Genomic DNA, 17,869 nt, shown 5'->3' on the forward strand with positions numbered 1-17,869 from the left:
GGCATCCGTGCTGATGGTCATCGATTCGCTGGCATCGATCTCGTGTCGCAACCGGTCCAGGCGAGCGCGGGCGCCGGCGAGCGCGTCCGAGCCGAGCAGGAGCCGCAGCGGCGGGTTCTCGCTGTCCACGGTGGCGGCGATCGCGGCCGCGGCGCGGAGTGGGTCGCCGGGTTGGTGGCCGCGACCACCGACTCGGCGTCGGTGACGTCCAGGCGCAGGGCGAGTGCGCGGTCACCGTAGGTGGTGGTAGCGATGCCGGTCACGCTCGCCGCGTCGCGGGCCGTGACGGCGACCCGGTCGCCGCGCCCGAGGGCGTGCTCGGCCAGCGCGCGTCCCAGGCCGCTGGAACATCCGGTGATCAGCCACACGGGCGTGTCCGTGTCCTCGGTGGCACAGCCGGCTTCGTTGAGTACTGCGACGGCTTCGTTCGTCATGCCGTGATTGCAACAGCGCTACGGCGCGGGTGCCACGCCCCCTTGAGGGTGGCTCTCGCAGGGTCAGGTTCGGCGGGAGCGGCCGCGAGCGGGAATGCCCCGAGCTCGGCGCAGTCCGCCGTGAGCGGCCACGGGGTCGATGGGCCGACCGCGAACAGGAGTGCCCCGCGCTCGGCGAAGTCAGCCGAGCGGGGTTGCCGGCTCAGCGGTGTTGGCCCCGGCGGAAGGGCCCGGGGCCCGCGCGGTGTCATCCACGAGCGGGACCGCGCGGTGCGGAAGCCGGTGCCGGTAAGGTCCGGGTGGATGCCCAGTGACGACAACCAGGACGACAACCGCCTCGGCTCCTTCCTGCGCAGCCGCAGGGAGCGGATCGACGCCTCCTCCGCCGGGGTGGTCACCCACACGCGGCGCCGCGTCAAGGGATTGCGCCGGGAGGAGTTGGCGCTGCTCGCGGGCATGAGTCCCTCCTACTACACCCGCATCGAGCAGGGCCGCGACCGTCACCCCTCCCGGGAGATCCTCGAGGCGCTGGCCACCGTGCTGCGTCTGGACGACACCGAGCGGAGCTACCTCTGGTCGCTGGTGGCGCCGTCACTCGCCCCGGCGGGTGACAGCGGGCCGGCCGCGGTCGACACCGTGCGGCCCGGAGTACTGGTGTTGCTGGAGCGGTGGGCCGACCTGCCCGCCTTCGTCGTCGGCCCCCGTCGCGACGTACTGGCCGGCACCAACCTCGCGGCCCGGGTCAACCCAGCGTGGAGTCCGGGGAGCAACCTGGTCGAGTTCACCTTCCTCGACCCGCGCGCCCGCACCACGTACATCGACTGGGAGGACATCGCTCTTCAGGCCGTCGCCGGTCTGCGCACCACCGCGGCGGCCCGGCCCGCGGAACTCGACGGATTCGTGGCGAGTTTGCGGGAGCGCAGCGAGACGTTCCGCGCCCTGTGGGACGCGCACGACGTGTACGCCCGAATGTCCGGCCGGAAACGGCTCGCGGTCGACGACGTCGGCACCCTCTCCCTCGACTTCGAGACGTTCGCGCTCGCCGGCACCGAAGGGCATGTGCTGTACGTGTACTTCCCCGTGCCCGGCAGCACGGACGACACGGCACTGCGGCGCCTCGCGGCCGAGGCCCGCGGGGAGGGAGAGCAGGGAGACGGGGGCCGGCCATGACGCCCATGGACCACGAGTCGCGCGCCTTCACGGCGACGACGGTCGCGCTGGGGCAGTCGTATCGTTCATCTCACCGATCGCCTGCCACAGTCGCCCCGCCCGCTCGTGGTGTTGGCGAGCCAGGTGATGGATTCCGGCGGCGGCATCCAGATCCCCGATCAGTTGCCAGCATGTGGCCTCGTCCTGGCGGTCGCCGTGTCGGTGAAACAGGGCCGCCGCCCGCTCCAGCACGGGAGCCGCGCGTTCCCGGTCGTCCTGGCCGGCGTATACGCGGCCGACTTCCAACAGCGTGTATCCGGTGCACCGTTCGTCGGCGAGGTTCTCGAACGTGGCCAGCGCCTGACCCAGGCAACTCAGTGCCTCGTCCGGGTCGCTGCGGCGATCGTGCAGTCGGCTGAACCGTCGCAGCACGACGGCCACACGGTGCTCGTCCTCCAACTCCCCGGCCAGGCGCAGGGCTCCGGTGAACCAGGACTCCGCCTCGTCGAGCTCGCCCTGCATGAGCCGCATCACGCCCATGGAGCACGACAGTTGGGCCTCGATGGACCGGTCGCCCTCACCGACCGCGATGGCCAGCGCCTCCTCGACGCGATCCAGTGCTTCGTCGTCACGGCCCTGTACCCGGCTGACCGTACTGAGCGTCGCCAACGACAACGCCTCGCCCCGTTTGTCCCCGGTGTCCCGGCACAGCTCGATGGAGGATTCGAGGGCACGCGTGGCGCGGTCGTACTCGTCCTGGTAGATGTGCAGTTGCCCGAGGCCGCGCAGCAGCACGGCTGCTCCCGGCGCATTGCCGGCGGCCTCGGCCGCGTCCAACGCGAGCCGGTGTCCGTGCTGCCAGTCCTGATACAGGCAGCGGTGGTCGTAATAGGTCGCCGTACCGGCGGCCAGCTCCCAGGCCAACTCGTCCAGGCCCCAGTCCACGGCCAGTTTCACCGCGCCGAGCAGGTTGTCGCGCTCCGCGTCGAACCAGCCGAACGCGTCGGCCATGAGCCGCTCCACGATGGCGTCGGGCAGCGACCGGCGGGGTGCCGAGCCGCGCGGGGCGGCGAGCAGGCCGCCCGGCAGCCGGTCCGTGCCGCGCCTGACCAGATCGAGCCAGACGGCCAGGACCCGGACGATCGCATCCCGCTTGTCCGCCGTCGCGAGCGGGGCGGCGATTTCCACGGCACAGGTCCTGATCAGGTCGTGCAGCCGGTACCGAGGCTCGCCGAGAGCGTCGGTGGCGACCAGCCGCACCAGGCTGGCGTCGACGAGGATGTCCAGCACCTCCTCCCCGTCCGGGCGGTCCAGGAGCGGGCCGACCACCCAACCGGGCAGGGTGTAGGCGCCGAGCAGGCCGAGCAGGCTCAGCGCGCGCACCGCGTCGGCCGGCAGCAGTCGCAGGCTCAGCTCGACGCTGGCGCGCACGCTGAGGTCCCCGATCCTCAGCTCGGCCAGGCGCCGCGACTCATCCTCGATCCGTTCCCGCAGCACCCGCAGCGACCAGGCGGGGCGGCCGGTGAGTTTGCCGCTGGCGATGCGGATCGCCAGCGGCAGGTTGCCGCAGCAGTCGAGGATGGCGTCGGCTTCGTCCGATTCCCGCTCGACCCGGTCGCGCCCCACGATTCCCGTGAACAACTCGCGCGCTTCCGGCGGGCTGAGCACATCCAGATCGATGTGCCGAGCGCCGGGGAGTTGTGTCAGCAGGGTGCGGCTTGTGATCAACACGGCACAACCGTCGGCTCCGGGCAGCAGCGGCAGCACCTGATCCGCGTGACCGGCATCGTCCAGTACCACCAGCATGCGGCGGTCCACCAGGAGAGACCTGTAGAGCGCGGCCCGCTCGAAGAGGCTGTTCGGGATCGCGCTGCCGGCGATCGAGAGGGCGCGCAGTGCCTCCGCCAACATCAGACCGGGGTCCCGCGGTTCGTCCGATGTCGCCGCGAGGTTGAGGTAGAGCTGCCCGTCCGGGAAACAATCGCTCGCCAGCCGAGCGGCGTGCGTCACCAAGCAGGATTTGCCGACGCCGGGTCCGCCCACGATGACGGCCACGGGTGCTCGCTTCGCCGTCGAGCCGTCGAGCAGCCCCGCGATCTCGGCCAGCGCGTCGGCCCGTCCCACGAAGTCCGGCACATCTAGAGGCAGTTGACGTACCGGCATCACCATGACCGGACCGGCGGCCACCACATCATGGTTCTGCGCCGATGGGTCCGAGGGGCGGTGTTCCGGTTCCGCAGCCCGGCCTGGGGACGGGGCCGTTGCCCGGTCTGGGGTCGGTTCCGCAACCCGGTGTGGGGTGTCCGGGGTCGGTTCCGCAACCCGGTGTGGGGTCTCCGAGGTCGGGCCCGTAGCCGGACCGGGAGCCGAGTCCGGAGCGCGCCCCAGATTGCGCCCCGGTGCCGAGTCCGGAGTCCGCTCAGGAGCCAAAAAGGGGATTGCCACCGGATCCGGAGCCGTCAGAGCGGGATCCGCGGTCAGGATGCGCTGATGCAGCGCTCGGAGGGAGGGAGCGGGGTCGACGCCGAGCTCGTCGGCGAGTGTGCGGCGCAGCCGTTCGTACGTCTGAAGCGCCTCACCCTGTCGCCGACACCGGTAGAGAGCGACCATCAGATGCTGGGCGACATCCTCGTCGTAGGGGTACTCCCGGACCAGGTAGGCCAGTTCGTCGATGACCTCCCGGTGACGCCCCAGGTCGAGTTCGATGGCCAGGCACTGTTTGTGCGTGGCCGCACGTCTCTCGTTCAAGCGCGCCGCGTCGATCTCCAGGGTCCGGCTGGAGATGTCCGCCAGGGCGCTCCCCCGCCAGCACGCCAGGGCCCGCCGCAGCGCGACCGCACTCGCGGCCGGGGCCGCATGCCGTTCGGCGAGGCGCCGCTCGTGATCGAACTCCAGCAGGTCGAGCTGGTCTCGCGCCACGTGGATCGCATAGCCGCCGCGGTGCGTACTGATCAAGGAGCGCGGAGCTCCGCAGTCGGCGAGGTTGCGACGCAACCCGGAAACGGCGTCCTGGACTTGGCGGATGGCGGTGGCGGGCGGGTCCGTATCCCACATCACGGCGACGAGCCGTTCCATGGAGACCGTGCTGTTGGCGTCGATCAGAAGCGCGGCCAGCATTTTGGCTTGCCGCGGACCGTTCAGCTGGACCGCACGTTCGGCGATCTGGGCATGTAACGGCCCCAGTAAGCCGAATTCCATGTTCCCCCCGGCACGTGACAATTGGCGCCCATCCCCCGGCTGACCTGGCACTAGGACGAATCTAGGACGGTCGACGGATGTGTGTCCATAGCGTCTCCGCTGCACGGCTCGGCCAAGGCGGGCCTCAGGACTCCGCGAGGAGTGGCTTCGTCGGGTGACCTCCGGCGTGTGCTCCCCCACGCACCGCCGCACGGTCCGCGCGCACCGTTGCACGGCTCCATACGCATTGCCGCACGACTTCCGATCGGCGAAACGACAGAAGGAGCACTGATCAGCCATGCTTCGTAACTGGAAGACCTTCGGCGCACTGGCACTCGCGGGGTGCTGCGCCACGATCGGCCTCGTCACGAGTTCGGCCGAGGCGCAGACGAAGCCGCACCCCACGGGTGTCATGGATTCGGGCTCGTACAACGACTCCGGCAGGACCGGAACCTACCAATTCGTGGCAAACAATTGGGACGGCCGTTACCAGCGCTATCAGCAATCGCTGGTCTGGGTCGCCGGGCAGGACGGCGGCAAGGACATGGCCCACTGTCTGCGGGGCAATGGCGGCGGCAACTGGTACGAGTCCTCGATCGTCGCGCGCAACGGCACGAACTCCTCGCACTACGACTGCACCAACAACGGCACCTACAACCAGGGGTTCGACCAGGTGGACGTCGACCTGAGCAACTGGTGACGGGTGTTTGAGCAGTGAACAGCGGCCCCGGTGCGCCCCGTTGGGACCGCGCCGGGGCCGTGCCCATCCCGTTCGAAGGAGGAGCCCGTGGCGAAGCTCGTCAAACACAAGGCCCTTGCGGTCACGGTGACCGTGATCGTTGCCGCGGTGGTCGCGGCGGGGTTCGCGTACTTTCCGTCCGACGACGGCCCGACAGCATCGGCAACGGCGAACACCCGCCGCTTCGTGCTGATCCTGGCCGGGGCCTCAGGCGCCTCGGAGTCGGGAAGGTTCGACCTTGAGGTTGCAGCGCGTACGGAAGCCCTGACTGCCGCATGCATGAAGTCGCACGGGTTCCAGTACCTGCCCAAGGACCCGCGCAGCGTGGTCGATGTCGAGGACGCATCGGACTTCACGAGCCTCGACTACGCACGCACGCACGGGTTCGGGATATCGGTCTTCCCGCATTTCGTGCCCGAAGCTCCGGAAACCAAGAAATACGAGAAGAGTCTCTCGGCCGCTTCTCTCAAGGCTCACGACTCGGCTCTGGCGGGGTGTGTCGACAACTCGCAGCGTACGGCCGAGAAGGAGTACGGCATCCCCGAGGCGAACTCCGTGTGGGCTCGGGTGGACGGTGAGGTGCAGCGAGACGGCCGCTACGAAGCGGCACTTGAGACGTGGCGAGCCTGTGCGGCGGCGGCGGCCGGCCATCCGGCGCGGTCCCGTCTCGCGCTCATCACGGACCTGCGCAAGCAATACACGTCCGTGATGGCCGCCCTCCGGACCGGGACTACGACGCCGTCCCAGGACCAACTGGCGGCGCTGGCTGCGAAAGCCCCCGCATGGCAGAAGTTCCACCGAGCGGAAATCGACGCAGCCGTGGCGACCTTCCCCTGCTCGCAGACCGCCGACCGGGCGTATGTGTCCACATTCATGGAGCACTTGAACCCCAGCGGCTGAGGTCGGCGAGCCTTGACGGACCACCACCAGCAGCAGCAACGAAGCGGTCAACTTTTCCGGAAGAGCCCTTCACAGACTGGCTGTTGACAGTGACTCCCACGCCAACAAAGGTAACAGCGGTGTGCGATACAGGGATTCATCGCTCGGCGTTCAAAGCACCGCCCCGCGGCACCCGTGGGCGCCGGACCAGCCGCCTGACACTCATCGGCGCCGCCCTCTGCCTTCTCGGTTCCACCTCTGCCTGCGGGCTTCTGCCGGAGCATCCGGCAGCGGACAAAGCCCTGACTCTGGGGTTGCGCGTCACCGGGTCACGGATCGAGGTCAAAGTCCCTCTGTGCCCGGGCAAACGCGTCTCCCACGTCGAAGTCTGGAAGCCCAGCGACGGCAAGGGCGGCGAAAGGCTGCTCTGGTGGGGCACCGGCCCCTCCGCACCCCGACAGGGAGCAAGCGCCGGCGTCATCCCCTTGTGGAGCGCCGTCGGCTATGCCAGTGCCTCTTCCGCACCACGCCCCTCGACCCTCTTGCCACAGATCGACATCTCCGTGGATTACGCCGGTGAGCACGATGGCGTCGGCGGCATCCTCGACACACGCCAGGCCTCCAACTCCGGCCTGAAACCCGGGCAGTACTGGACCACGCGAGACAGCTCCATGACCGGTAAAGAGATCGACGACCACCTTCGATGTCATCAGTACTCGTCTCCGGCCGCCGAACGGCCGTGACGCAGACGTCAGTTGACCGAAACCTGACGCAGCCTCAGTTACAAAGTGCCGCCGCCTGCGCCTTGCCCAGTCCCCCGCTCTCCGGGATCGGTCGCTCGTCCTTCAGTTCCGCGCCGAGGTCGTAGACATTGACGAGGACCAACTGCCGTTCGCCATCGGTGGTGATGAGGGACACGCTGGTGAAGCCGGGGCCGGCGCCGTCGGTCTCCCAGGCGCTGATCCGCTCGGTGTTCGGCCCCGAGCCACACGGCAGGTCCATGTGCTGCACGCCGAGCCCGTACGCCGGCGCTTTGGGGAACCGCACCGTCGTCAGGAGTTCGCGCTGCTGGGCGGGGCGCAGCAACCTACCGGTGAACAGGGCCCGGTGGAAGCGGGCCAGGTCGTCGACCGTGGAGATCATGGCACCGGCGGTCCAGTCGTACGACGGGCTGAACCGGGTCATATCGCGTCCCGCGAGGTCATAACCGTGCAGATGGGGACCGTGAATGGCGGGGTCGGTAACAGGGAAGGACGTGTCCTTCAGGCCGAGGGGGGCGAGGATCCGATGCCGGATTTCCGAGGGTGCGCTGTGATGTGTGACCGCCTCGATCACCAGGCCGGCGAGTAGGTAGTTGGTGTTGGAGTATGACCAGCCGCTGCCGGGGGCGAAGAGCGGCTTGTGCCGCACGGCGCGGGCGATCACTTGCCGAGGGGTGTAGACGTGGTCCCATTCCTGGCGCTCGAGGTAGGGGGCGAAGAACTCCGGCTCCTCGGTGGGGTCGTATATGCCCGAGGTGTGGTTGAGCAGTTGCCGGATGGTGATGTCCCTTCCGGCGTTGCCGTTCCCCTGGACCACACCCGGCAGCCATCTTTCTACGCTGTCATCGAGCGAGAGCCGCCCTTCGCCCTCCAGTTGCAGCAGCACCGTCGATACGAACGACTTGGTGTTGCTGGCGATCCGGAACCTCTGGTCCGGCCTCGCTCGCTCGCCGGTCGCCGTGTCCGCGAGCCCGGCCGCCACCCGTGACGCACGCTCTCCGCGCCTGGTATACGCCACGACACCGGGGAATCCGTCCGAGACCGTCTGCTCGACGGCCTCCGTGAGGCCGGCGGGCGGCGGGGCCGACACCCGATCCGCCGCGGCCGCCGGGAAGACCCCCGATACCGCCACCGCGCAAAGCCCCGCCACCAGTGTTGTCGCCCGCATACGTGCCTTCACCGATTGCCCCTGATTTTGTTGTCCGTTCCGTTGCAGTCTCAGCGTGCCGGTTCACACACGGGTCGCCCATCCAGCTGACGCCCGGGTTGCTACGGGGGTTCTCCCCACCCCCGCCCGCCACGCCCGCGCAGGGCGAAGTTCCCGGCCAACGTGCCGAGCCCTGGGCGGGACCCCACCACACCCTCAGCGTTTGACGAACGCGAGGAATTCACCGAGCTCCTTCGCCACGTCGCCCGGCACCTCGACGGGGAGAAGGTGCCCCACATCGGGGACGGTGGTGAGGACGGCACCCGGAATGTGCGGCAGGAGGTGGCGACGCAGGACGCTCGGCGGTTCGACCACGTCGTTCTCCGCCGCCAGCACGGCCACGGGAGCCGTGATGCCACGCACGGCATGTGTGATGTCCTGCGCGATACCCCGGAGTGGCCATTCCCGCCGCGCCTCGAATCCGGTCGCGAGACTGTCACGCTCCGCCGTAGCGCGCACCGCCTCGGAGAGAGGCGTAGCGGACAGGATGTGGTCGAGGGCGTGCCGCACCGTTTCGGGTGAGTCGTACGCGTGGGACAGACCTTGGCGGTACTCCTCGGTCACGGTGGCGGGAGGCTGGGGCGGGGCGGGTGCGATGAGGAACACACCGGCCAGACCGGCCGGCCTGCGAGCCGCGACGAGCTGACTCACCTTCCCGCCCATGGAGTGGCCGACAAGGATGAACGGGCCCGACACACTTACATCGACGACGCGGGCCAGGTCATCGGCGAGTTGGTCGAGGTGGTACGGGCCTGGCAGCGTCCGCGAGGCGCCCCAGCCGCGCTGATCGAACCGGACTGTCCGCTGCTCAGCGGGCAGATGGGCCAGCACACCGTTCCAGGTGTCGGCAGAGCCTCCCCAATAGTGGACGAATACCAGCGCCGTTCCGCTCCGGCCGCCGACCCGTACATCCACGCTTCCGCCCGACACCGAAATCTGCTTTGTGGTTTCCACCTTCACGCCACCTTTTACTTCACCGAGCGGGACGGTCACCTCCCGCGCTCACAGCCTGGGCCAGCCCCCTGGCTCGTTCGCCAGGTGCACACTTGACGCTAGGGGAGATGTCGTTCGCTCCCTGGTGAAAAGGAGCGCGGTACTTGTGAAAAGCGGACACCCCACTGTGCGGCAGCTGCACTACTCCCCCGCGGTCGGTTCGCCCCACGGCGTGGAGGTGCTTTCGTTCGCCGCGCTGCGCTCCATGGACGTCCAGCGCCATCGCGCACTGCCCCAACGCCCCGACTTCCACGTCCTCGCCCTGGTCGGCTCGGGCACCGGTCACCACGAAGCGGACTTCCGCTCGTACCCGCTCAAGGAGGGCAGCGCCATGTGGATCCGCCCCGGCATGGTGCACCGCTGGAGCGACATCGAGGAGTGTGGCGGCCCTCTGGTCCTCTTCCGGCCCGGCTTCCTCCCCGACCTGACCACCAAGGAGGCCACGGCCCCGACGTGCTGGCATCTCGGCCCGACACATCTGGGCCTGGCTCTGTACGCGGTCGAGCATCTCGTCCGTGAGCACGACACGGCGGCCCGCACTCCGCACCTGGCAGCCCCCGCCCTGCTGTCCCACCTGCTCGCGGCGCTGGTTCTGCGAGCGCTTCCCCATTCGCCCACCCCTGGGGACTCGCCCCGGTCCGACCAGGAGGCCGAGAATGTGTTCCGCGCCTACCAAGCCGCTGTCGAGGAACATTGCACCGACTGGCACCAAGTGGCTGACTACGCATCGGCATTGGGCTACGGCGTACGAACCCTCACCCGCGCCACCCGGGCCGCCACAGGCATGGGGGCGAAGGCCTACCTCGACCAGCGGATTCTCCTCGAAGCCAAAAGACTGCTGGCCCACACCGACATGCCGGTCAACGGCTGCGCCCGACGCCTCGGCTTCCGGGACGCCGGCAACTTCACCACGTTCTTCCGGCGCCAGGCAGCCGTTACGCCTGCGGCCTGGCGCACCGCTTACGGCACGGCCGGCGCCACGGGTCGGATGTAATCAGCACGGGGCGGCATCGCACACCCAGTCGTCGGCGCCGAGCGCACCGAACGGTCGCCTACCCCGCATCATCCTCGCGGTCAGCGGCTTCGTTGGCTCGCCCGATCTCGGCCATGTGGTCCTCCGCCCAGGTCCGCAGTCCCGCGAGGGCGGCTTCCAAAGACCGCCCCAGATCGGTGAGTTGGTAGTGAACACGGGGTGGCACGGTGGGCTCCACCCTGCGTGACACCAGCCCGTCGCGCGTCAGGCTCCGCAGTGTCACGGACAGCATCTTCTGCGAAACGCCGGGCATCCGACGCCTCAGCTCCGCGAAGCGCACCTCGTCGGGTGCGGCATCGGCGAGCGTCTTGACGGCCATGGACGTCCACTTCGTACCGATGCGGTCGAGCAACTGCCGCGTCGGGCAGTAGGGATCGAACACATCTCCCCGCACCCCGCGAGCGGCGGCGGTACGGGCTTCGCGGGGGGTCACCTGCGACTCACCACCTTCCGTGCAAGTGCCTTCTAGGAAGCGCTCGTTGAGTTACCTATCGTTCTGTGGTCACCAATGGTAACCATGTGCAGGAGTCATCATGCCCATCACCACCGCCGCACCCCACCTGCACCGCATCGCGACGAACGGCGTCCATCTCAACGTCGCCATCGCCGGGGATGGGCCTGCCGTTCTCCTGCTGCACGGCTTCCCGCACACGTGGCAACTCTGGGGCGACCTCATGGGTCGGCTGTCAGGGCGGTACCGGGTGATCGCGCCGGACCTTCGGGGCTTCGGTGCCAGTGAACGTGCCGCCGAGGGGTATGACGCGGGCACCCTCGCCGCCGATCTCGAAGGGCTGCTCGACGCACTGGACGAGCCCTCGGCGGCCGTGGTCGGCATCGACGCGGGCACCGCCCCCGCCGTCCTGCTCGCGCTGCGCCGACCCGGCCGCGTCCGACGCCTGGTGGTCATGGAGGCACTGCTCGGCCGCTTGCCCGGAGCGGAGCACGTCGTGGCGGGCGGTGCCCCATGGTGGTTCGGCTTCCACAGCGTCCCCGGCCTCGCCGAGACCGTCCTGTCCGGCAACGAGGCCCCGTACATCGACTGGTTCCTCGACGCGGGGACACTCGGACGAGGCGTACCCGACACCATTCGTGCAGCCTTCGTCCGCGCTTATACCGGGAGCGAAGCCTTGCGCTGTGCGTTCTCCTACTACCGAGCGCTACCGACCAGCGCGCAGCAGCTCCAGGACGCCGTGGTGACGGCGCGACTGATCATGCCCACCATGACCATCGGCTCCCACCCCGTCGGCACGGGGCTCGAACGCCAACTCCGCCCGATCACCGACGACTTGGTCGGCCATCAACTTAGGGACTGCGGCCACATCATCCCTCTCGACCGTCCCGACGCGTTGTTCGCGCTCCTCGCCCCCTTTCTCTCCGTCGATCTGCCGAGGTGACGTAAGGGGCTCTCCGTGAACCGTTCGCCGAGTAGAGGGCCCCACCGGCTTTCCGGGACTGCGAGTCGCTGGGCAGAAATGACGCGATGCTGCTCGTGGGTCATGCCAGTGTGAGGGCGTGACAAAGATCGGAACGGCAGATGTCTTTGCGGCCGCACGCCGCGGTAGGCGTGGGAGTCTCTATGCGTATCGGGTGCGTGGGTTGGACCGCAGCGCGGTAGTCCTGTGGATCGGTGGCGAATGCGACGAACCTGACCAGGTGTTGGTGTTGCCAGCAGCTGATCACTGTCAGGTGCCGGTGTTCATGACTGTTCGGCAGGCACGGGTGTATGTGAGGCGACAGGGGCGGAGGCTGGCCACCTCTGAGACCAACACTCTGGAGCTCACCCGTGTCCAGCATTGGCTGGAGGACCCCGGGCGCCGGGGCGTCCCCTCGGGTGCCGTGCTGGAGGCGTGGAACTTCTTCGAGGATCTGGCTCGAGGGCTCGACGAGGTCCACCGGCTGCCCCAGCAGAGCGCGGTGCATAACAGCGCGTACGAGAAACTTTTCGGCGACGAGTGCGTCGCATGGACTCCCACGGAGCAGCGCGCGGCACTGGAGCTGATCACGGCCGGGGTGGAGCTGTGGAACTCCTGCCCAGTGATCGTAAGGCCCGTCAGTTCGAGGGTCGCCTTCGGTAATGCCGTGCACACGGCGCGGCCCGGGGCTGCGGCGTAGCGGCCCTCGACCTGCGCGCGTGTGAAGGACTTGTCGTTCCGGTGGAAGCCGAGACGGGGGTTGAAGTCGCGGGCTTGGTCTGGGGCCCCGTCGTGAAGTGCCGACGGGCCGGACCAGATGACGTACAGGTCCGGCTCGTCGACCGTTGGTCTCTACAGGGCGAGTTGGTAATGGAGTGTCGTGTGGGTGGGCACGTAGCCGAGGCCGTCGCTGATGTGCCTCATGTGTGTGTTGCTGTCGGCGGTGTCGGTCAGGAGGCCGCCGAGATTCGGGTAGCGCGCGTGAGCTTGTCGGATCGACTCGGCCTTCATCCATCGGCCGAGGCCGTGTCCGCGGTGCTCGGGCAGCACACCGGTGCCGTAGTGCTGACCATCACCCGTGCCGCTGCCGGGGACGACGAGTTCTGTGAAGCCGGCGATCGAGTCGTCGGTCGTGTCGATGGCGACGACCGTGTGCAGGTGGTCGCCGCGGTCCTGAACGGCCTTCGCCGCGGCCCGGACCCGGTTCACATCCCAGGTCACCGCGCCGTAGTCGGCGTCTTCCACGGGCATGTCGTCCATGGCCCGGCGCGAGGCAGCGAACGTCTGGGCGAGGTCGTCGGGGACGGTTCCCTGCCAGGACGCCAGGCGGTAGCCGGGGTGCGGACGCTCGATGATCCCGGCGAGTGCGGTGGGGTCCACGTCGGCCAGGGGCAGGCGGGCGAACCTCAGAGTGAGCACCTTGCGGAACCCGTGGCTCGCCAGGAAGCGGTCGCCGGGTGATCCGGCCTCGGCCTGCGCGCTGACGCAGGACCGGGCGCTGTCACGTGCGGCGGCCAAGGCCGCGTCGAGGAGTCGGGAGCCGATGCCTTCGCAACGCTCCGCGGGGTGGACGTGGAGGGTCAATTCGGCCAAGTGCTCCTGCCCGCCGTCGAACAGGCGGAGAAAAGCCGTCCCGACAGGGATGGAATCGGCGTCGGATGCCAGCCATGCAAGGCGCCGGCCGTGTGCACCGTGAGCAGGGTCGATCAGTGGGGTGATGCGGAGGGACAAGGTGTCTCCGTCGTGAGGAGGTGGCAAAGGTCGGTACGCGGGCTCAACTGCTGGGCACTCCTGCGCATGTGCTCCACACCTCCTCGTCGACAGCACCGGTCCGGAACGAGATGGACCATCGGGTGAACCTAGCTGGCCGATCAACTCCTCCGCAAAGGGTTAACGGAAGACACCCTTGACGGAGGCCGCGCAGACCGGGCGCCACGGGCCACGCCGCACGGCCCCCTGACCGACAAGGTCCACCCGAGAGGCGGTCGCGGGGGTCAACTCCGGTGGAGTGATGGCGAGTTGATCAGGGCCAGCATGGCGCGGACCGAACCGGGCCGCTCAAGGGTTTACGCCCTCGCGTCACTCACCGCCCGCCACGCTGGGCGACGTCGCAGCACGCCGCCCCCACGCGGTGATCAGGCCCGGCGACAACGCGGCCAGCGACGGCGACGCCAACTCGGCCAGTGCCCGGTCGAGTTCGCCCGGGGGCAGCAGGGGGCTCGCTTCCAGAGCGTCGCGCATGCCGCGCCAGGTGTTCGCCCAGAAGGCCGTGATGGGGGCGTCGACGGTCAGTGGTGGCACCACGATCTCCGCTCCGACCTCCTGCAACCCCAACTCGTGCAACAGGTGGGGATAGCCCGTCACCCAGGTGATGTCCGTGCCGATCCGTTCCCGCAGGACTTCCCACATGGCCGCCATGACCCGCTGGTAGGCGCTGGGAGGCAACTGGGCCGTGGTCAGGTCGATGGCATCACCGACGACCAGCCGTCCACCGGGTGCCACCCAGTCCGCCAGGCGCCGCAGCACGTCAGCGTGTTCGGGCAGATGCATGAGGACGAAGCGGCAGTGGACCAGATCGAACCGCCCCGGCGCCAGCGTCGGGTCCGTGACGTCAGCGGTCATCGTGCGCACGCGGCCTTCGGGGCGGGCCCGTACGAATCGGGGGTCGCGGTCCAGGGCAAGGACCTCGTCGACCCCGGCCTCGTCGACCAGCCAACGACTGATCGTTCCGGTTCCGGCGCCCACCTCCAGGCATCGCCAACCCGGACCGACGCCGAGAGCGGTCAGCCGTGAACGGGTCACCGCGTCGTAAGCGAAGGCGCCGTAGTCGATGCGCTCGCCCTCGCCCTTGTCATCGGGCGTGAACAGGCCCGTCCCGTAGCGCCCGCTGTCCGCGGCGGACTCCGGCTCGCCCGCTCCTCGGGGACCATCTGCTCCGTCCACAGGATCTCCTTCCGGCAGGCTCACCTCCAGCTTGACCCTCCCGGCCGTGCCCCGCATGTCCTGCATGACGACGGCTCGGCGCCCCGAAGATCAGTCGCCCCGCGCCCTTCCCCTCTCAGCGAGCGATGGAGACGGCGAAGGGCGTGAAACCGCTGGAACGGATCACGTGCGGTACGAACAGGACCGCGGCCTCCGAGGCCCGCGAGGTCTCGATTCCTCCGAGGTCCGTGATCCAGTCCGACTGCCATCCGATGTCTTCGAGTAGCTGATGCACGGCTCGCTTCGCTTCCTCGTCCTGACCGGACAGGAAGGCGGTGGGCGGTTGGGTCAGCGCCGTGGGGGCGGTCATCACCGTGTAGAGCATGGTGTTCAGCGTCTTGACCACGTACGTGTAGGGCAGCGCCTGCTGAAGTTTCTCCCCGAGGCTCGAACCGGGGTACAGGAGGTCGGCGGGCAGGCCGTCCGGCCCGTCGGTGGTGGCGTTGGAGACGTCCACGAGGATCTTGCCCGCCAGCTCTTCCCGCAAAGCGGTGAGCCGTTCCAGGGAGCCTGCGCCCGGCGTCGCGTTGATGACGATCCGCGCTGTCCGGGCGGCCTCGGCGGCTGAGCCCGGCGAACGGTCCGCGACGGTCACCTGGTGCCCGGCTCGGGTGAGGGCTGCCGCCAGGCCGCCTCCGACGCGGCCGTTTCCGAGTACGGCGATGTGGGTCATATAGGTCTGGTCCTTCCCTTGCTGCTGGGGGCTCGTGCTACTGGGGGCTCGACGACTGCCGCGATGCCCCGAAAAAAGTGGAATGCGAATCCGCAAGCTGCTCATGGACACCTGAGGGGCTCCGGGCCCCGAGGGTCGCTCCTGGCCTCGAAACTCGAGCGCGGTCAGCGCGAAAGCGTGGCCACAGCGTCGGCATGTACGCCGGGCGCGGCGGCCAGCAGGCTTTCGCTGTCAGTCGTCCACGGGCGGCCCTCGGCGTCCGAGACCCGCCCCCCGGCCTCCTGGACGAGCAGCGCGCCGGGCAGCAAGTCGGCCCGGGCGCCCGCGAACTGCCAGAAGGCGTCCATCCGGCCGGCGGCCACGTTCAGCAGGTGCAGGGTGGCCGGCACCGAGGTACGCACCACGAGTGCGTCGAGGAGCATGGCCGTGATCGAGGAGCCTATGCGCCGCGTGACGGCTTCCGCTTCGTCGGGCCTGGCCTGACTCGTGGCCACCAGGGCGAGAGCGAGGTCCGTGGTCGGGGAGACACGCAACGGCCGACCGTCGAGCTGGGCGCCGCCGCCCGCGACCGCGGTGTAGGTCTCGCCGGTCAACGGCAGGTGGACCGCGGTGAGCACCGGCTGGTTCTCGCGTACGAGGGTGGCGGTGACCCCCCACTCCGGCAGGCCGTGCAGGTGGTTCACGTTGCCCTCGGCCGGATCGACGACCCACCACTCACCGGGAGGCAGCGCCCCGCCCGCCAACTCCTCCTCCACCCAACGCGCGCCGGGGCGAAGGGCGGCGAGTCGAGGACGCAGAACATCGAGGGCCGCTTCGTCGTTGGCGGCCAGCGCGCTCATCAGCTCCTCGCGCGTCCGGTAGGGCACCACGCCACCGAACCGCTCGCGCAGCGCCGAGCCCGCCGCCTGCACGGCCAGCACCGTCCCTGCCAGCAGCTCGGCATCGGACACCGCGTCGGACGACGTATCGACGCTTACGGAACCTGCGGTTACGGAACCTACGGTGTCGCCGATGCTTCGGATCGAGTCGGACATGGCAAGTCTCCATCTCAGCAAGGGTGTTGAGGGCCAGGGCGAACGGTTGGTCCCCCGCCCCACATCTCGAAGGTATGGGTGCGCGGACATAACCTCAAGTGCATGTCAGACACGCGTAGAGTGACTCCCATGCAACTGGATCTGAACCTTCTCGCCGCTCTCGACGCGCTCCTCGACGAAGGAAGCGTGGCCGGCGCGGCCGAGCGCCTGCATGTGACGGCCCCCGCGATGAGCCGTAGCCTCGGCCGGATCCGTAAGACGACCGGCGACCAGATCCTGGTGCGCACGGGACGCACCATGACCCCGACCCCCTACGCCATCGCCATTCGGGGACAGGTTCACGAACTCCTTCAGCAGGTCCAGGGCGTACTGGCGCCGAGCCGCGAACTCGATCTCACCACGCTGGAGCGGACGTTCACCCTGCGCTGGCACGATTCCCTCGTCGCGCTCGGCGGCCCCGCACTGCTCGCCGAGGTACGCAAGCAGGCGCCGGGCGTGCGGTTGCGCTTCATCGCCGAATCCAGCGTCGACACCCCGGAGTTGCGTCGCGGCGAGGTCGACCTCGAAGCAAACGCGAGCCGCCCGACCCAGTCCGACGTTCGCGGCGTACTCGTGGCCGAGACCGGGCACGTCGCCGTCGTACGGCAGGACCATCCGCTCGCCCGCGCCGAATCCGTCACCCTCACCCAGTACGCCGAGGCCGAGCACATCACCATTTCCAGGCGCGGGAGGTTCGAGAACGCGCTCGACGGCGCTCTGACCCAGCTCGGACACACGCGCCGCGTGGTGGCGTCCGCGCCGACCGAGGCGGCGGGCCTGGCCTTCGTGCGCGCGTCCGACCTCGTGGTCACCGCCCCCGAGTCGACGACCCGCTCAACGGCCGAGGACCTCGGCCTTGCGCTCCTCCTCCTCCCGTTCGAACTGCCTTCGGCGCCGGTGTACTTGTCCTGGCATCAGCGCTACGACACCGACCCCGCGCACGCGTGGCTACGCGAACTGGCCCGCACCGCGCTCTCCGAGTCGGCACGCTGAGCACCGATCCCGCGTGGTGCGCGTCGCCAGGAACGAGCGCGAGGCCCTTGCCGCAGGTGACCCTCGGTCACCCCGATCAACGCCCTCACCCGCCAGTAGCGGCTCGGCGCCGCCGCGGCCGCCTGTGGCGGGAGGCGGCCGCAGTGCCCTACGGCGGTGTGGGCGCCGGCGCTTGGGCGTGCAGCGCGCGGGCTGGTCGGCTGCTGGCACTCACCGTCCGTCAACTCGCTTGTGCGGACGTCTTGTTGGGCGCCATCGGCGGGCGACTCGACGATGACGCAGCGCGGCACCCCGGCCGCCGTGCCGGACTCCGCTACGATCCGCCCCGAGTCCCGCTCGCCCGGCACTCCCGCCACCGCAAGGA

The 17,869-nt window shown here is 69.2% G+C and carries 17 protein-coding genes; 8 read left to right on the forward strand and 9 right to left on the reverse strand.

Going from position 1 to position 17,869, the window contains the following annotated elements:
- Positions 1–17: 17 nt before the first annotated feature.
- Positions 18–434 (reverse strand): SDR family NAD(P)-dependent oxidoreductase, encoded by a 417-nt coding sequence (locus tag N4G70_RS13015; RefSeq protein WP_261712747.1) that lies wholly within the window; start codon positions 432–434, stop codon positions 18–20.
- 303 nt (positions 435–737) lie between these two features.
- On the opposite strand from N4G70_RS13015, the gene N4G70_RS13020 reads away from it, so the two are divergent.
- On the forward strand, positions 738–1,604 hold the full coding sequence (locus N4G70_RS13020; protein WP_261712748.1) for a helix-turn-helix transcriptional regulator: 867 nt from the start codon (positions 738–740) through the stop codon (positions 1,602–1,604).
- A gap of 27 nt (positions 1,605–1,631) precedes the next feature.
- Here N4G70_RS13020 and N4G70_RS13025 read toward each other — a convergent pair whose 3' ends face one another.
- Positions 1,632–4,781 (reverse strand): BTAD domain-containing putative transcriptional regulator, encoded by a 3,150-nt coding sequence (locus tag N4G70_RS13025; protein WP_261712749.1) that lies wholly within the window; start codon positions 4,779–4,781, stop codon positions 1,632–1,634.
- Positions 4,782–5,058: 277 nt separating this feature from the next.
- On the opposite strand from N4G70_RS13025, the gene N4G70_RS13030 reads away from it, so the two are divergent.
- The 3 genes from N4G70_RS13030 (at position 5,059) to N4G70_RS13040 (ending at position 7,121) form a co-directional block, all read left to right on the forward strand.
- Entirely contained in the window at positions 5,059–5,460 is a 402-nt protein-coding gene (locus tag N4G70_RS13030; protein WP_261712750.1) for a hypothetical protein, read from the forward strand.
- Between the two features lie 87 nt (positions 5,461–5,547).
- Positions 5,548–6,399 carry a hypothetical protein gene (locus tag N4G70_RS13035; RefSeq protein WP_261712751.1) on the forward strand — a complete coding sequence of 284 codons (852 nt, stop codon included), beginning with the start codon at positions 5,548–5,550 and terminating at the stop codon, positions 6,397–6,399.
- Between the two features lie 119 nt (positions 6,400–6,518).
- Complete coding sequence (locus N4G70_RS13040; protein WP_261712752.1) at positions 6,519–7,121, forward strand: hypothetical protein; 603 nt, start codon at positions 6,519–6,521, stop codon at positions 7,119–7,121.
- A 34-nt stretch (positions 7,122–7,155) separates the two neighbouring features.
- On the opposite strand, the gene N4G70_RS13045 is transcribed toward N4G70_RS13040, so the two are convergent.
- Together N4G70_RS13045 and N4G70_RS13050 are read right to left on the reverse strand one after the other, a co-directional pair.
- Positions 7,156–8,307 (reverse strand): serine hydrolase, encoded by a 1,152-nt coding sequence (locus N4G70_RS13045; protein ID WP_261712753.1) that lies wholly within the window; start codon positions 8,305–8,307, stop codon positions 7,156–7,158.
- A 195-nt stretch (positions 8,308–8,502) separates the two neighbouring features.
- Positions 8,503–9,306 (reverse strand): alpha/beta fold hydrolase, encoded by an 804-nt coding sequence (locus tag N4G70_RS13050; RefSeq protein WP_261712754.1) that lies wholly within the window; start codon positions 9,304–9,306, stop codon positions 8,503–8,505.
- A 139-nt stretch (positions 9,307–9,445) separates the two neighbouring features.
- Here N4G70_RS13050 and N4G70_RS13055 point away from each other — a divergent pair, with 139 nt between their 5' ends.
- Positions 9,446–10,333, forward strand: a complete 888-nt coding sequence (locus N4G70_RS13055; RefSeq protein WP_261712755.1) for an AraC family transcriptional regulator — start codon at positions 9,446–9,448, stop codon at positions 10,331–10,333.
- Between the two features lie 58 nt (positions 10,334–10,391).
- On the opposite strand, the gene N4G70_RS13060 is transcribed toward N4G70_RS13055, so the two are convergent.
- Positions 10,392–10,805 carry a helix-turn-helix domain-containing protein gene (locus N4G70_RS13060; RefSeq protein WP_261712756.1) on the reverse strand — a complete coding sequence of 138 codons (414 nt, stop codon included), beginning with the start codon at positions 10,803–10,805 and terminating at the stop codon, positions 10,392–10,394.
- Positions 10,806–10,905: 100 nt separating this feature from the next.
- Between N4G70_RS13060 and N4G70_RS13065 the strand changes: the two genes are divergently transcribed.
- Positions 10,906–11,766 carry an alpha/beta hydrolase gene (locus N4G70_RS13065; protein WP_261712757.1) on the forward strand — a complete coding sequence of 287 codons (861 nt, stop codon included), beginning with the start codon at positions 10,906–10,908 and terminating at the stop codon, positions 11,764–11,766.
- Positions 11,767–12,070: 304 nt separating this feature from the next.
- Positions 12,071–12,484: a hypothetical protein gene (locus N4G70_RS13070; protein WP_261712758.1), complete on the forward strand. Its 414-nt coding sequence runs from the start codon at positions 12,071–12,073 to the stop codon at positions 12,482–12,484.
- A gap of 152 nt (positions 12,485–12,636) precedes the next feature.
- On the opposite strand, the gene N4G70_RS13075 is transcribed toward N4G70_RS13070, so the two are convergent.
- The 4 genes from N4G70_RS13075 to N4G70_RS13090 all read right to left on the reverse strand — a co-directional run bounded on the left by N4G70_RS13075 (position 12,637) and on the right by N4G70_RS13090 (position 16,473).
- Positions 12,637–13,515 (reverse strand): GNAT family N-acetyltransferase, encoded by an 879-nt coding sequence (locus tag N4G70_RS13075; protein ID WP_261712759.1) that lies wholly within the window; start codon positions 13,513–13,515, stop codon positions 12,637–12,639.
- Between the two features lie 348 nt (positions 13,516–13,863).
- Entirely contained in the window at positions 13,864–14,727 is an 864-nt protein-coding gene (locus N4G70_RS13080) for a class I SAM-dependent methyltransferase (protein WP_261712760.1), read from the reverse strand.
- Positions 14,728–14,842: 115 nt separating this feature from the next.
- A complete protein-coding gene (locus tag N4G70_RS13085) occupies positions 14,843–15,439 on the reverse strand; it encodes an NADPH-dependent F420 reductase (RefSeq protein WP_261712761.1) in 597 nt (198 codons plus the stop codon).
- A gap of 164 nt (positions 15,440–15,603) precedes the next feature.
- Positions 15,604–16,473 (reverse strand): 3'(2'),5'-bisphosphate nucleotidase CysQ, encoded by an 870-nt coding sequence (locus N4G70_RS13090; protein ID WP_261712762.1) that lies wholly within the window; start codon positions 16,471–16,473, stop codon positions 15,604–15,606.
- Between the two features lie 129 nt (positions 16,474–16,602).
- Here N4G70_RS13090 and N4G70_RS13095 point away from each other — a divergent pair, with 129 nt between their 5' ends.
- Positions 16,603–17,505, forward strand: a complete 903-nt coding sequence (locus N4G70_RS13095; protein ID WP_261712763.1) for a LysR family transcriptional regulator — start codon at positions 16,603–16,605, stop codon at positions 17,503–17,505.
- Positions 17,506–17,869: the final 364 nt, after the last annotated feature.

It is taken from the genome of Streptomyces sp. ASQP_92 (genome assembly GCF_025399895.1).
GTDB lineage: Bacteria > Actinomycetota > Actinomycetes > Streptomycetales > Streptomycetaceae > Streptomyces.